Annotated in this window: 10 protein-coding genes and 2 tRNA genes; 4 read left to right on the top strand and 8 right to left on the bottom strand. The window is 48.7% G+C overall.

Annotated elements, in window-relative coordinates; genetic code table 11:
- Positions 1–182 precede the first annotated feature (182 nt).
- The 3 genes from ACVA58_RS27630 to ilvY form a co-directional block, all read right to left on the bottom strand.
- Complete coding sequence (locus ACVA58_RS27630) at positions 183–1,412, bottom strand: erythromycin esterase family protein (protein WP_446513457.1); 1,230 nt, start codon at positions 1,410–1,412, stop codon at positions 183–185.
- Positions 1,413–1,690: 278 nt separating this feature from the next.
- On the bottom strand, positions 1,691–2,896 hold the full coding sequence (locus ACVA58_RS27625; protein WP_446513456.1) for an NAD(P)-binding domain-containing protein: 1,206 nt from the start codon (positions 2,894–2,896) through the stop codon (positions 1,691–1,693).
- Positions 2,897–2,917: 21 nt separating this feature from the next.
- Positions 2,918–3,796, bottom strand: a complete 879-nt coding sequence (ilvY, locus tag ACVA58_RS27620; protein ID WP_446513455.1) for an HTH-type transcriptional activator IlvY — start codon at positions 3,794–3,796, stop codon at positions 2,918–2,920.
- Between the two features lie 131 nt (positions 3,797–3,927).
- Between ilvY and ilvC the strand changes: the two genes are divergently transcribed.
- Positions 3,928–5,412, top strand: a complete 1,485-nt coding sequence (ilvC, locus tag ACVA58_RS27615) for a ketol-acid reductoisomerase (RefSeq protein WP_446513454.1) — start codon at positions 3,928–3,930, stop codon at positions 5,410–5,412.
- 70 nt (positions 5,413–5,482) lie between these two features.
- Here ilvC and ubiK read toward each other — a convergent pair whose 3' ends face one another.
- From ubiK to ACVA58_RS27595, 4 genes are all read right to left on the bottom strand, one after another.
- On the bottom strand, positions 5,483–5,752 hold the full coding sequence (gene ubiK / locus ACVA58_RS27610; protein ID WP_255041567.1) for a ubiquinone biosynthesis accessory factor UbiK: 270 nt from the start codon (positions 5,750–5,752) through the stop codon (positions 5,483–5,485).
- A gap of 130 nt (positions 5,753–5,882) precedes the next feature.
- On the bottom strand, positions 5,883–9,002 hold the full coding sequence (locus ACVA58_RS27605) for a multidrug efflux RND transporter permease subunit (protein ID WP_446513453.1): 3,120 nt from the start codon (positions 9,000–9,002) through the stop codon (positions 5,883–5,885).
- Between the two features lie 12 nt (positions 9,003–9,014).
- A complete protein-coding gene (locus tag ACVA58_RS27600; RefSeq protein ID WP_446513452.1) occupies positions 9,015–10,121 on the bottom strand; it encodes an efflux RND transporter periplasmic adaptor subunit in 1,107 nt (368 codons plus the stop codon).
- A 34-nt stretch (positions 10,122–10,155) separates the two neighbouring features.
- Positions 10,156–10,722: a TetR/AcrR family transcriptional regulator gene (locus ACVA58_RS27595; protein ID WP_446513451.1), complete on the bottom strand. Its 567-nt coding sequence runs from the start codon at positions 10,720–10,722 to the stop codon at positions 10,156–10,158.
- A 184-nt stretch (positions 10,723–10,906) separates the two neighbouring features.
- On the opposite strand from ACVA58_RS27595, the gene rep reads away from it, so the two are divergent.
- Positions 10,907–12,922, top strand: a complete 2,016-nt coding sequence (rep, locus tag ACVA58_RS27590; RefSeq protein ID WP_446513450.1) for a DNA helicase Rep — start codon at positions 10,907–10,909, stop codon at positions 12,920–12,922.
- Between the two features lie 99 nt (positions 12,923–13,021).
- Here the strand turns inward: rep and ACVA58_RS27585 are convergent, their stop codons facing one another.
- Entirely contained in the window at positions 13,022–13,432 is a 411-nt protein-coding gene (locus ACVA58_RS27585; protein ID WP_446513449.1) for a c-type cytochrome, read from the bottom strand.
- 291 nt (positions 13,433–13,723) lie between these two features.
- Here ACVA58_RS27585 and ACVA58_RS27580 point away from each other — a divergent pair.
- A tRNA-Arg gene (locus ACVA58_RS27580) sits at positions 13,724–13,800 on the top strand.
- A 35-nt stretch (positions 13,801–13,835) separates the two neighbouring features.
- Positions 13,836–13,908, top strand: a tRNA-His gene (locus ACVA58_RS27575).
- Positions 13,909–13,910: the final 2 nt, after the last annotated feature.

Below are 13,910 nucleotides of genomic sequence, written 5' to 3'. Positions count from 1 at the left end.
GGGGGTCGCGGGTTCGAGTCCCGTCCGCTCCGCCACTTATACTAAGCCCGAGTCGAAAGACTCGGGCTTTTTTACGTCTATATTTTTGTTGTGGTTTGCCCTTCGGTTAAATGAGTCCAGCTTTTAATAACCCTTCAATAGTTACTATCATTTATACAGTACTATTTTCCTATAGGTACTTATTACCACCTTGGTGTTGCCGGTTTTTCCTCTGGGATAAACAAGATACTATCAATACCATTAGGAATACCTTCGAGTGCTGCTCCTGTGGGAGGATTAAGGTCGATAAAGCTATCGGGATACCCTGCTTTATAAAGCCTCTGTTCTAATGAACCTGTTGGTGAGTGAATAGCGATTTTCTCTGATTCCCATTTGGAAGTATCCGGAGTCTGGGCTGCAATATAACCACCATAAGTGAGCTGTAACATGCTGTAGGTCGAAATATCAGGATAGCTTTGGTTTATTGCATCGATTACTGATGAGTCAAAGTAAGGGGTTGCATGGGAGTTGTGAGCCCAGATCGATATTTGACCGAGGTTTTGAAGCCATTCCTCTTTCAGCCAGAGGAGGTTTTCAGCAGACTGGGCATCAGTAATCTTATGAGCTAAGTTGTGATGAATAAATGTTACATGAGCATTTATGCTCTTGGCAATTTGTAGCCAGAATGAGGCGTATTGGCGAAAAGAGCGTGGTTGGCTTGAGTTATAAGGGGGAATGGTTTCCACTGTTTTTTGTGCGGCAAGCACTGCTTGTAACTCTTTTAGCTTGGGGACAAGACTTTTGTGATCTTGTTTGCTGTAAGGATCATGTTGATAGTACCAGGAACACATTGCCTTCGGTGCTAAGTTTTTGATGCTTTCAAAATCACTGACATGCAGGTTGTTCTTGTTGAGGTAGTAGGCCAACTCATCAAACATGATACTACAGCCTGGATCGCTGTTGATTCGTGCATCATAGCCTGTAAGGATAAGTGGATTACTACCCTGTTGGTCAATGTCATTTACATAGTTAAATAGCTCTGCCATTTCTGCGCTGAGTCGATGTCCAAACATATAGTTTGCATCAGGCCCGGTAACCGCATCCAGTAAAGTTTGCTTTTGGGTTAGATAATTTTGCCAAGCGACTAAACCATCATAAAGCCCAGCCTCAATGGCGACGACATCTAAATTACTTTCCTGATGCATCGCTTTTATCATTCGTGCCCGTAAGCTGAATGCCTTTGAACCGAAGTGGCTCATTTCACCTAGTCCTACTATGTCATAGCCTTTGGTGGCCGCGACAAATTCAGTTAATTCTGTGTTGTCAGAATTAATATTGGTGCTTGTTAGTGGGTAAATACTTAATCTAACTTCTGAATCTTGTGAATTACATCCGATTAGCAAAGGTACTAGAAGATAACTGAGTCTTTTCATTTTAAGATCTCCATCATTTGAATTTATGATGATAAGTTTTTGTCTTGAAATGAAAATATTGCATTTACTTGAAATGCGGCCAGCATACGAATAGAAAAGAAAGAAATGCGAGAAGGTTTATATTTTAAAGGAAATGGGTGCTGAATAGGCATTCAAAACTGTTTGATATAAAAACTATATTGATGGCGTATGCCTGCTAAGAACGATACGGAGTATTTAGCTTATACCAACCCCGAGTCGGAAGACTCGGGCTTGCATATCTGAAGGTTATATCTGCCTTATTGGTAGTTATAGAAGTGCCGTAACCAATGCTCGGCAATGGCTGTCTCGTCAGCCTCGCTTAATGGCTGTATCCCCGGTTTGAAGTCTTCTGGTTGGCAAAGTAATTGTAATCCGGCAAGCATATGTGCGGCTTCGAATAAGTAAAGGGTTGGATCTCCCATTCCGGTTTTGAACGGGGTATTGGCAGATTCACCGCCGGCGAGAAGGTAAAGGCGGTTGCCTTGCCGGGTTTGGTACTCACGGATCAATTTATTCCCGCCAACCTCAATTAGCGCGCCATTAGCGATCAAATTCGGTAAATTGAGTTCATCATCGGCTGATGTCACTGTGGCAATAAAGCTGTTGTCATTGATGTTATCAAGCAGATGCTCAGGGATAGCGCCATTGCCTGTACAGCAGTAAATCAAATTACATTCATGGATCAAGCGCTCTATTGAGCTGACTTGTACGCCATTGCGGGGAAACTGGGTCAGTCTTCTCGGGTCAATATCAGCGACCCGTATATTGCCGATAGCTTTACCTTTAAGATATTGGATCACCCCGCAGCCGAGGTTACCGGCACCGATAACACCGACCTTGAGGAATCCATCATTATTGAGTTTCAAGCCAAACTCTTCACGCAATATCTGATCGGAATAATGGACAATACATTCTGAGGCCTCGTAGTCAGCTGGGGCTTTGATACTGAGGTGAGAGACGGTGACAAGAGGGTGATTCAAGTTGCGGTTAAGATACTTGTACAAGCCGTTGGCGGTGAGTTCAGTGATCCCGATGAGCTGTTCTTGAAATACGTCGCCAAGGTGCTCGATGGCATGAGAGAAGTAACCGCCGTGATCGAGTAGTAGGAACTTGCTATCTGCCTCGATGTATTGGCGGATAAAGGCTTCTGCATCAAGGGGATCTTTTAGATGTTCTTTGGTTATACCATGGTTGGCAATAGTGCAGCTGGGCAGTTTCTCGATTGTGGCTTTGATTTGGCTATTACCACTGGCTGTCGCCCCTTTAGGAATAAATATCAGTTGATGGGCAAGCTCGGCAAGGACATTGATATAGGGCAGTGAGCCTTCGTAACAATGCATGACTGAGAAAATAATCAGTTTCTGCGGTGTGTTGTAGCATTGCGCAATTTGCTTTAAGAAGTCGTAGCCCTTGGCTGCATAGAAGTCAGAGTAGTACGAATGAGTTAAGATTGGTTGGGACATTATTATTATTCCGTTGATTAGTTATTTACAGCCAAAAAGATTCAGTAGCGCATAGAGTAACGGTTCATTTTGTCGGCTTTGTTTACAGCACAGACCTAATTGCATCGGTTGCACCTTCTCTTTTTCTAACCGTTTGACTTTATTTCCTACTGGGCTGTTTTCAATCACCACATCCGGGGCTATACCCACCCCACAGCCAAGGGCGACCATACTGACAATGGCTTCGTGACCACCGACCTGAGCATAAATATTGGGCTTTATCTTTTTGATTTTAAGCCATTTATCGGCCTTATCCCTTGCGGTTCCTGATTCCGGCAAGATAAATGGCAAGCTGGCCCAGCTCGGTGGTTCAGCCAATGCTTTTTGCAGGCTCGGTGGCGGGAGAAGCGGAGCGATAACCGACAGAGAGACATTGTCGAGTTCGATATAAGTCATTTTTCCCGGCAAGATATCGGGTTTGGCGGCAATGGCAATATCGGCTTCATCTTTCTGCACTTTATCGATCGCTTGGGCGGGATCTCCGGTGAGCAGTTGGATCTCCACCTGAGGGTAGAGCTGACGGAAGCGGTTGAGGATATCTGGCAAATGGCTATAACTGGCGGTGACGGAGCAAAAGAGCTTTAGCTTACCTTGCAGCTTGTGGTGATGATCAGCGAGCTCGGCTTTGACTTCCTGCCAGTTTGAGACAATGAGAGCTGCGGTCGGTAAGAGGGTTTGGCCGGCAGAGGTAAGTTCGACACTTCGATTATCACGAACAAACAGGGTTTGGCCTAAATCGTCTTCGAGGCGCTGAATGATCCGGCTGAGGGCGGATGGGCTGATATGCATGGCCTGGGCGGTCTGGCTAAAACTCTTTGATTCGCAAAGGTGAAGGAATAACTGCAAGGTTTTTATGTTCATCTTCCATGTTGCACTTTTTGCAATGACTTATTGTGAATATATCACTTTGCGCAATTTACTGCGTGATCTACTATCGGATTATTCGACAGGCGCTGTCGACCCAAGGAATAGAATTCACGGAGTTTGCTGTTATGGCTAATTATTTCAATACCCTAAATCTTCGCCAGCAATTAGATCAACTAGGTCGTTGCCGATTCATGGATCGCAACGAGTTTGCCAACGAGGCTGATTACCTTAAAGGTAAGAAAGTCGTTATCGTCGGTTGTGGTGCTCAGGGCCTGAATCAAGGTCTAAATATGCGTGATTCTGGTCTAGATGTGGCTTATGCCCTGCGCCAGGCTGCTATCGACGAGCAGCGCCAGTCTTACAGGAATGCGAAAGAAAACGGTTTTGAAGTAGGTAGTTACGAAACACTGATCCCGAAAGCTGATTTGGTTGTTAATCTAACGCCGGACAAGCAGCACACTAATGTGGTTGAAACAGTGATGCCACTGATGAAGCAGGGTGCCTCCCTTGGTTACTCTCATGGCTTCAACATTGTTGAAGAAGGCATGCAGATCCGCCCTGATATTACTGTTGTCATGGTTGCACCTAAGTGTCCGGGTACCGAGGTACGTGAAGAGTACAAACGTGGCTTTGGTGTTCCAACACTGATCGCGGTTCACCCAGAGAACGACCCTCAGGGTGATGGTCTTGAGATAGCCAAGGCATGGGCTGCAGCAACCGGTGGTCACCGTGCTGGCGTATTGGAGTCCTCTTTCGTTGCTGAAGTAAAATCTGATCTGATGGGTGAGCAGACTATCCTTTGTGGCATGCTGCAAGCAGGCTCAATTGTTTGCTACGAGAAGATGATTGCTGATGGGATCGATGCGAGTTATGCCGGTAAGCTGCTGCAGTTCGGTTGGGAAACGGTTACCGAAGCACTGAAGTTCGGTGGTATCACCCATATGATGGATCGCCTATCTAACCCTGCAAAAGTGAAAGCCTTTGAGCTTTCTGAAGAGCTGAAAGATCTAATGCGTCCGCTTTACAACAAGCATATGGATGACATTATTACTGGCCACTTCTCTAGTACTATGATGGCTGACTGGGCTAATGATGATGTTAATCTATTGGGCTGGCGTGGCGAGACGGCTGAAACGGCGTTTGAAAACTACCCAGATAGTGACGTAGAGATCTCGGAACAAGAGTATTTCGATAACGGCATCTTGATGGTTGCGATGGTGCGCGCTGGGGTTGAGCTGGCGTTCGAAGCAATGACAGCTTCAGGCATTATTGAAGAGTCGGCTTACTATGAGTCACTGCACGAGCTACCACTTATTGCCAACACCATTGCCCGTAAGCGCCTATACGAGATGAACGTGGTTATTTCTGATACGGCTGAATACGGTAATTACCTGTTTGCCAATGTTGCCACACCGCTACTGCGTGAGAAGTTCATGCCATCAGTAGGCACGGACGTGATTGGTAAGGGCCTAGGTGAGACATCTAATCAGGTTGATAACGCAACGCTAATCACGGTGAATGACACTATTCGCAACCACCCGGTTGAATACATCGGTGAAGAACTGCGTGGTTACATGACAGATATGAAGCGCATTGCTGTAGGCGGTTAATTTTCCCCAAAAGCTAAGCATAAAAAAGCCCGGATGATTATCCGGGCTTTTTGTTAGTCATTTCGCAAGATTACTCTTGCTCGGCATCTGCCTTTGGTGCCATGCGGCCTTCTAGCTCATCAAGCTTCTGCTCAAGTGCAGTTAGCTTCTGGCGGGTACGCAGCAGGACCTGGGTCTGTACATCAAACTCTTCACGGCTGACAACATCCAGTTTACCAAGCTGTGCTTGGATCACTTGGCGAACTTTCTGTTCTACATCGTTGCCTAACTCTTTGACTGGCTGAGGCATGGAATCCTGGATCTGCTTGGCCACTTGCTCAAGTTTCTTTGGATCAAACATAGCTTAGTTAACTCCGTAACGGCATTTCATCTGTTGTCGTTATTTTATTCAAATATAACAGGATTGTCGTTGCTGTTGGTACAAAATAAAAGAGGCCGTTAAAACGGCCTCTTTGTTTGCTTGCTGTCGATTAGCTATCGTGCGCTTCTTTCAGTGCATTGCGTGCTTCATCCGCACGCTTAAGCTTTTCCAGGTCTTTGTCCTCGACAAAGACCGGCAGCGGTTTGTGAATACTCGCCAGGTAAGAATAAATTACCGGCAGTACAAACAAGGTGAATACCGTACCGATAGCCAGGCCAGCAACGATTACGATACCGATACTGAAGCGCTGGGCCGCACCGGCACCGGTGGCGTACAGCAGTGGGATCAGACCGGCAATCATCGCGGCGGTGGTCATCAGAATCGGACGCAGACGGATTTTCGCCGCCTCCATAACTGCTGCCGTCCGGTCTTTCTTGTGGTGCAACTGCTCTTCTTTGGCGACTTCACAAATCAATATACCGTGCTTGGTGATAAGACCAATCAGGGTGATTAGGCCGACCTGCGAGTAGATATTCATCGAGGCTGCGCCCCATGCCAACGCGATCAGGGCACCACAGATAGCCAGTGGAACCGACACCATGATAACCAGTGGGTCGCGTAGCGATTCGAACTGGATAGCTAGAACCAGGAAGATGATCGCCAATGCCAAGGCAAAGGTGGTGTAAAGCGCATTACCTTCGGTCACAAACTGACGGGCTTCACCCATGAAGTCATACTGGTAGCCTGAAGGCAGGGTACTGGCTGCTTCGTTTTGGAACCAATTGATCGCATCACCCATCGCAACACCCGGAGCAGGAACTGCACCGACAGTTGCAGAGTTCAGCTGGTTGAAGTGTGGCAGCGAGCGCGGTTCAGACACAACATCGATAGTCACCAAGCTACCCAGAGGGATTGCATTGCCGTCAGCGGCGCGGACATAATAACCCTTGAGTGATTCAGGGTTAAGGCGGTACTTACGCTCTACCTGGGGGATCACCTCGTAAGAGCGACCGTTGAGGTCGATACGGTTGACATAACCATCGGCCATCATGGTACTCAGAGTGATACCGATATCCTGCATCGTCACGCCATAGGCGCCGGCCTTGTCCTTGTCGATCTTGATCTTCATCGTTGCCGAGTCGTAGTTTAGATCGAGATCCGAGTAGACGAACATTGGGTTACTTTTTACCTTACCCAAAATATCGCTACTGATCTGGAATAGGCTCTCGAAGCTGTTCGGTGTAGTGAGCACGAACTGGATTGGCAAGCCTGAGCCCGCACCGGGTAGCTCAGGCATCTGGAATGCCGTGACGGCCATTTCCGGGACGTCCTTTACCAAGTCCGTCACTCGCTTGACCACTTCAGCCTGGCTCGCTTCACGTTCGCTCCACGGTACCATCGAGGCAATACCAAAGGCCTGGTTGGAGTTCGGTACCCCAGAGAAAACCTGAGCAAAGGCTACTTCTGGCTGTTCGACCAGCATACGGTTCACTTCGCCCATGGTGTTCTCGATATAATCGAGGTTGGCATTTGATGGTGCGGTGCCCATCATAACCAGTACGCCTTTATCTTCCGATGGTGCCAGTTCACTCGGGATGAACTTGAACAGCACAGGCATAACACCGAATACGAGCAGTGCGAACACAATGACCACTGGGCGCATTTTCATGATTCCGCCAAGCATTTTCTCGTAGCGGTTGGTCATGCGATCAAGGAAGTGGTGTACCGTCGTTTCGAACTTGCTTGGCTTTTCATTGGCCTTCAGCATTTTCGAACACATCATAGGTGAAAGTGTCAGGGCGATGATCCCCGAGACGAATACCGCACCGGCCAGAGTTAGGGCAAATTCCTTGAACAGTGAACCGGTGATCCCGCCCATCATCGCGATAGGTGCATATACCGCACCTAGCGTTAGGGTCATGGCAATAACCGGCACGGCGATTTCACGGGTACCGATAATCGCTGCACGGAACGGTGATTCTCCTTCCTTGATATGGCGGTCGACGTTTTCCAATACCACGATTGCATCATCAACCACAAGACCGATAGCCAATACCATGGCCAGCAGAGTCATCAGGTTCCACGAGAAACCAAATGCTTGCATTACCATGGCAACGCCGATCAACGAGAGCGGAATGGTCACAATCGGGATAATAACCGCACGGAAAGAGCCGAGGAACAAGGTGATCACTACCAATACGATCAATGCAGCTTCGGCAATAGTCTTGATAACCTCATTGATAGACTCGTTAATCGCAATGGTCGAGTCATACATGATGTTCATCGAGATGTTGCTTGGCATGTTGCGTTTAAGTTCCGGCAACAGCTCATAGACATCGGCGGCAATGTTGATCGGGTTAGCACTTGGCGCGGCGTTGATCGCCGCTACAACGGCCTCTTCACCGTTGGCTGAAGCACGATAGACATCATGGCTCTTCTCCAGTGACACCTTGGCGATATCACCGAGGCGGATCACTTGACCTTCCTTGGTGGATACGACCAGTTTTTCCAGATCGTCGGTATTGCTTACCTGGGTATCGGCCGTACCGTTGTACAGCACGAATTCACCCGTCGCCTGTCCGGTGGCGGACTGGTAGTTGTTGGCGTTCAGAACGTTCATCACGTCTGTTGCCGTTAGGTTGTAGGCCGCCATTTTGGCCGGATCCAACCACACGCGAAGGGCGTATTTCATCCCGCCGTACAGGTCGACCTTGGAGACACCGTTGACCGTGAACAGTTGCGGGTTGATCACTCGCTCTAGATAATCGGTGATCTGGCTCGAAACCAACTCATCACTGGTAAAGCCGATATACATTACCGCTGTTGTCGAGCCTGTCGACATGGTCACGGTTGGATCTTCGGCTTCTTTCGGTAACTGGGAACGGACCGAGTTGGTCTTGGCAAGAATATCTGCCAGAGCCGCATTCGGGTCAGTATTCAGCTTCATGGTGACCGTAATAGTCGATGAACCAAGCACCGATGATGAGGTCATGAAGTCGATATTGTCAGCCTGTGCGATGGCCTGCTCCAATGGTTGGGTAATAAAACCCTGGATCAGGTCGGCACTGGCTCCGTAGTAGCTGGTAGTAACCGTGACTACGGTATTGGTCATGTCAGGGTATTCCCTGACCTGCATTTTGAAGATTGCCTGCAGGCCAAGGAGTGCGATCAAAAAGCTGATCGATACCGCTAGCACAGGACGTTTAATAAAAACATCTGTAAAGCGCATGTATCCTCCGGATCACAGCATTGGGGTTTCAGCTGGGGCTTCCAGCGAGTTGCTTTCTACCACACGGACTTTGGCGTGGTTGCTCAGGCGTACTTGCCCAGATGTGACCACAGTATCACCAGTTTTCACACCCTCTAGGATATGGACACTGTTACCTTTGCGCTCACCGACTTTGATGACGGACTGAGTAACCCGAAGGACACCGTTTTCATCCTCACCGGCCAGATAGACATTATCTCCATACAGGGTATAGGTAATTGCTGTCTGTGGCAGGATGATTTGGTCTTCCAACGTCGGCAGGATAATGTGGGCTCGGGCAAACATACCGCTACGAAGCTGACCTTCGTTGTTCGGGATATCCGCCTGGATTTGTACCAAACCGCTCTGGTAGTTCACCGCTGGCTCAATCGCGCTGATCTTGCCGTTAAATGGTGTTTCCGGATAGGCATCAACAAAGATCTCAACGTCCTGACCCAAATGAATATCTGAGATATCGGTTTGAGGAACCGTAAAGCGCAACTTCATTAGTGAGGTATCTTCAAGGCGCACTACATCGGTGCCCGGCTGAATATATTCACCGAGGAATACATTACGCAGGCCGACCACACCGTCGAACGGAGCTTTGATCGTACGGCGCTCAATTGTCGCTTTCAGGCTTTCGATATCGGCAACCAGTGAGAAATACGACGCCTCGGCATCATCATAAGCTTCTTTGGATATCGATCCTTTCTTGAATAGGCCACGGTAGCGTTCATATTTGGCCTTGGCGGCTGGAAGGCGAGCCTGGGTACTTTTCAGGTTGGCGGCCTCAACGTCGGAGTCCAGCGCCAGTAGTTGCTGTTCCGCTTTGACAGCAGCACCGGATTCAAAGTCGAGAGTTTGGATCACGCCTGCAACTTCAGTGGTAATGGTGACACCTTGGTTTGGTTCGATAAAGCCGATCGCTTCGATGGCTGGAACCCAATTGCTCGGATCGGCGGTGGTCACTGTGACCGGAAACTCTGGCTCAGGCATGCTGGCCATGTATTCGGCGATTTTTTGTTGTTTGAAGAGATTGAAACCAATCACGCTGCCAAAAAGCAGAATCGCGATCAGTAGCATCACTATCCATTTTTTCATTGTTGGGTGTGCTCCGAAGTTAGCTAATGTAATGTTAATGCTGAATTATGGCGTCCCATGAGGCTTTGATGGCTGCTTCTAGCGCGTCATCATTGACCTTGTAAATGCCGTTTATATGTTTGCGAGCCAAGCAAGCGCTTGGCTCAAGGCTTAGTGCGCTCAAGATTTCGTTATCGAGGTTTTTGAATAGGCCGGAAGCCTTACCTTCCTCGAATAACGTATTCACCTTGGCGAACATTTTCTTTTCTAATAATTTTTGTTCATGGCTTTCGCGCCGGGGTAGATTCTCGAATTGGCCACGGTTGATCAATGGGGCATCTTCCTGAGTCGCCATGTTCCAGATGTTTAACCACATAGTGCGAAACCTATGCTGCAACGGCATGTCATCTGACACGTTCTGGCTGATTTTGTTCGCGACATGAGCCAAAATGTGATCATGAAGCTGGTGCAACAGATCATCTTTGTCCTCGAAATAGCGATAAATCGTCCCTGCGGCCACTCCTGCCTCCTTGGCCACCATTTGCATCGAAATCCCGTGAAAGCCATGTTCTGCCAGTAACGTTTCCGTTGCCTGGAGAATGCGTTTTTTCTTGTCACTCATAAAAGGCAGTTGTAAATAAAGATGGTGAATGAATGTTCATTCACCATTTTATGGTGCCTGATTTTATGTGCAAGCAAATTTTTATATCGTCCGGATAAGCAGCTTAATAGGTAGGCGAATAGACAATGGCGGTGAACCCGCTACAATGCGCCTGCTGACCCGAAGATCAACACAGGATAAGTCAATGAAACTGAACCCAAGGCAAAACGAAGCGGTAAAATACGTCGCTGGACCAAGCTTGGTCCTTGCCGGCGCTGGCTCGGGCAAAACCCGAGTGATCACCAATAAAATTGCCTATCTGGTTCAGCAGTGTGACTACAAAGCCCGTAATATTGCGGCGTTGACCTTTACTAATAAGGCAGCTAGAGAAATGAAGGAGCGGGTCGGGCAGACGCTTGGTAAGCAGGAAGCGAAAGGTTTGATGGTATCGACCTTCCATACCCTGGGGCTCAATATTATCCGCCGTGAATACAAGTCTCTCGGTCTCAAAGCTAGCTTTTCCCTGTTTGATGACCAAGATCAGATGGCCTTGCTCAAGGAGTTGACTGAACAGCAGATTGATGGCGATAAGGATTTACTTAAGCAGTTGTTGTCGACAATCTCCAACTGGAAAAATGACATGCTGTCGCCAGCGCAAGCTAAGACTCATGCCTCAAGTGAACGCGATCAGATGTTCGCCTATTGCTATGAGATGTACCAACGGCAGATGAAAGCTTACAACGCCTTGGACTTCGATGATCTGATCTTGATGCCGGTGTTGCTGCTTCGTGATAACCAAGAGGTTCGTCAGCGTTGGCAGAACAAGATCCGCTACCTGCTGGTGGATGAATATCAGGATACCAACACCAGCCAGTATATTTTCGTCAAGTTGCTGGTGGGGGAGCGTGCCCGCTTTACCGTGGTTGGCGATGATGATCAGTCAATCTATTCTTGGCGCGGTGCCCAGCCAGAAAACTTGGTGCAGCTGAGCAAAGACTTCCCTAGCCTGAAGGTTATCAAGCTGGAGCAGAATTATCGCTCGACCAGTCGTATTCTGCGTACCGCGAATATTCTGATTGCCAACAACCCGCACGTGTTTGAAAAAACACTGTTCTCAGAGATCCCTGACGGCGAGATGCTCAAGGTGATCACGGCCAAGAACGAAGAGCACGAAGCGGAAAAGGTGGTGGGGGAATTAATCGCCCATCGTTTTTTGAACAATACCCAGTATAAGGACTATGCCATCTTATACCGCGGTAACCACCAGTCGCGACTGTTCGAAAAAGCCCTGATGCAAAACCGGATCCCCTATAAAATTTCTGGAGGTACCTCCTTTTTCTCACGGGCTGAGATCAAAGACATCATGGCGTATCTGCGCCTGCTGACTAACCTGGATGATGACAATGCCTTCCTGCGTATCGTCAACACGCCACGCCGTGAAATCGGTCCGGTGACACTGGAGAAGCTCGGTACTTATGCCAATATGCGGGGCAAGAGCCTGTTTGCCGCCAGTTTTGAAATGGGGCTGGAGCAGCATTTATCGGGACGTGGTTTGGAGTCCCTGCAGCGTTTCACTCGTTGGGTGGTCGAATTGTCCGATAACGCCGAGCGCGGTGATACGGTGGCCGCTGTGCGCCAACTGGTGCGGGATATCAACTACGAAGATTGGCTGTATGAGACATCGGCCAGCCCTAAAGCGGCCGAGATGCGGATGAAGAATGTTTCTGACCTGTATCGTTGGATTACCGCCGACCTCGAGGGTGATAATTACGATCAGGAAGTAAAGACCCTCAAGGAAGTGGTTCAGCGCCTGACCCTGCGCGATATGATGGAGCGGGGTGAAGATGACGATGATGCCGATCAGGTCCAGCTCATGACCCTGCATGCCTCGAAAGGCCTGGAGTTCCCTTATGTTTACCTGGTTGGCAGCGAAGAGGGGATCTTACCGCACCAAACCAGTGTTGATGAAGACAATGTCGAGGAAGAGCGCCGCTTGGCCTACGTGGGGATCACTCGAGCCCAACGAGAGCTTACCTTTACTCTGTGTAAGGAACGCCGCCAGTTCGGCGAGCTGATTAAACCTGAGCCAAGCCGATTCTTGTTTGAGTTGCCGCAAGATGATCTGGAGTGGGAGGCTGATAAAAAGCCAATGACCCAAGAGCAGCGAATGCAGAAGGGCCAGGCCCACATAGCCAATATCCGGGCAATGTTCAAAAAATAGCCCGTCATCAATGCGTACGTATTACTCAGGACGAGACAGTACATAAAGAAAAAGCGAGGGCCGGTTGGCGCTCGCTTTTTTGGTTGTTGGGTGGGGAAATTACAACCCTTCGATCATATGGTCGATGGCGGCAATGATTTCGTCATTGCTACAGTCCATACATGATCCCTTGGCTGGCATAGCATTGAAGCCGTTGATGGCGTGGTCGGCCAGCACATCATTGCCTTTGGCTAGGCGTGGGCTCCAGTCCGTTGAATCACCAATCTTTGGCGCGCCCATAATTCCAGTTCCATGACATGCTGCACAGAAGGTGCCGTAGACGGTATCACCACTACGAGGACCGGCGGCCACTACTGGGCCTGCAGGGGCATCGCCCTCAAGGTAAACGGAGCCTACCGGTTTGATACGTTCTGCGATAGCTTCATCTGACATATCGGCTGCTACAGCAGTACCGGCAAATGTCAGGGCGGCAACGGCCGCTACCATAAGTTGTCGAAGAGAAAATTCCATTGAGCTCACCTTTACACTTCCAGATCATTATGTGCTTTTGCCACAGTCTTATTCGTGCTTGTTGTTAGTCAAACTGTTGAGACAAGGCAGAGATTATTTACAGAATGTTTAATTTGTAAAAACAACGTGAGTATATCGCCTATTTTCATCGTGATAAACTAGGGGGCTGCTTTTGTATGATGCGAATCAACAGTTATTTGCCTATATTTGCAGCGAACGAGAAAAAAACTAAAAAAAACACTTTACGAGGAGGGCCCCGATCCGTAATATTCACCTCCGCCGATAGGGCATGCGCCCGTAGCTCAGCTGGATAGAGCGTTGGCCTCCGGAGCCAAAGGTCGAAGGTTCGAATCCTTTCGGGCGCGCCATTCCGGACAGGATCGTATCGGCAAAAGTAACATTGGTGGCTATAGCTCAGTTGGTAGAGTCCCGGATTGTGATTCCGGTTGTCGCGGGTTCAAATCCCGTTAGCCACCCC

This window comes from Photobacterium sp. DNB22_13_2 (genome assembly GCF_052873915.1).
Note: the sequence above shows the minus strand (reverse complement) of the source record. Positions and strands in the feature narration are given on the sequence as shown.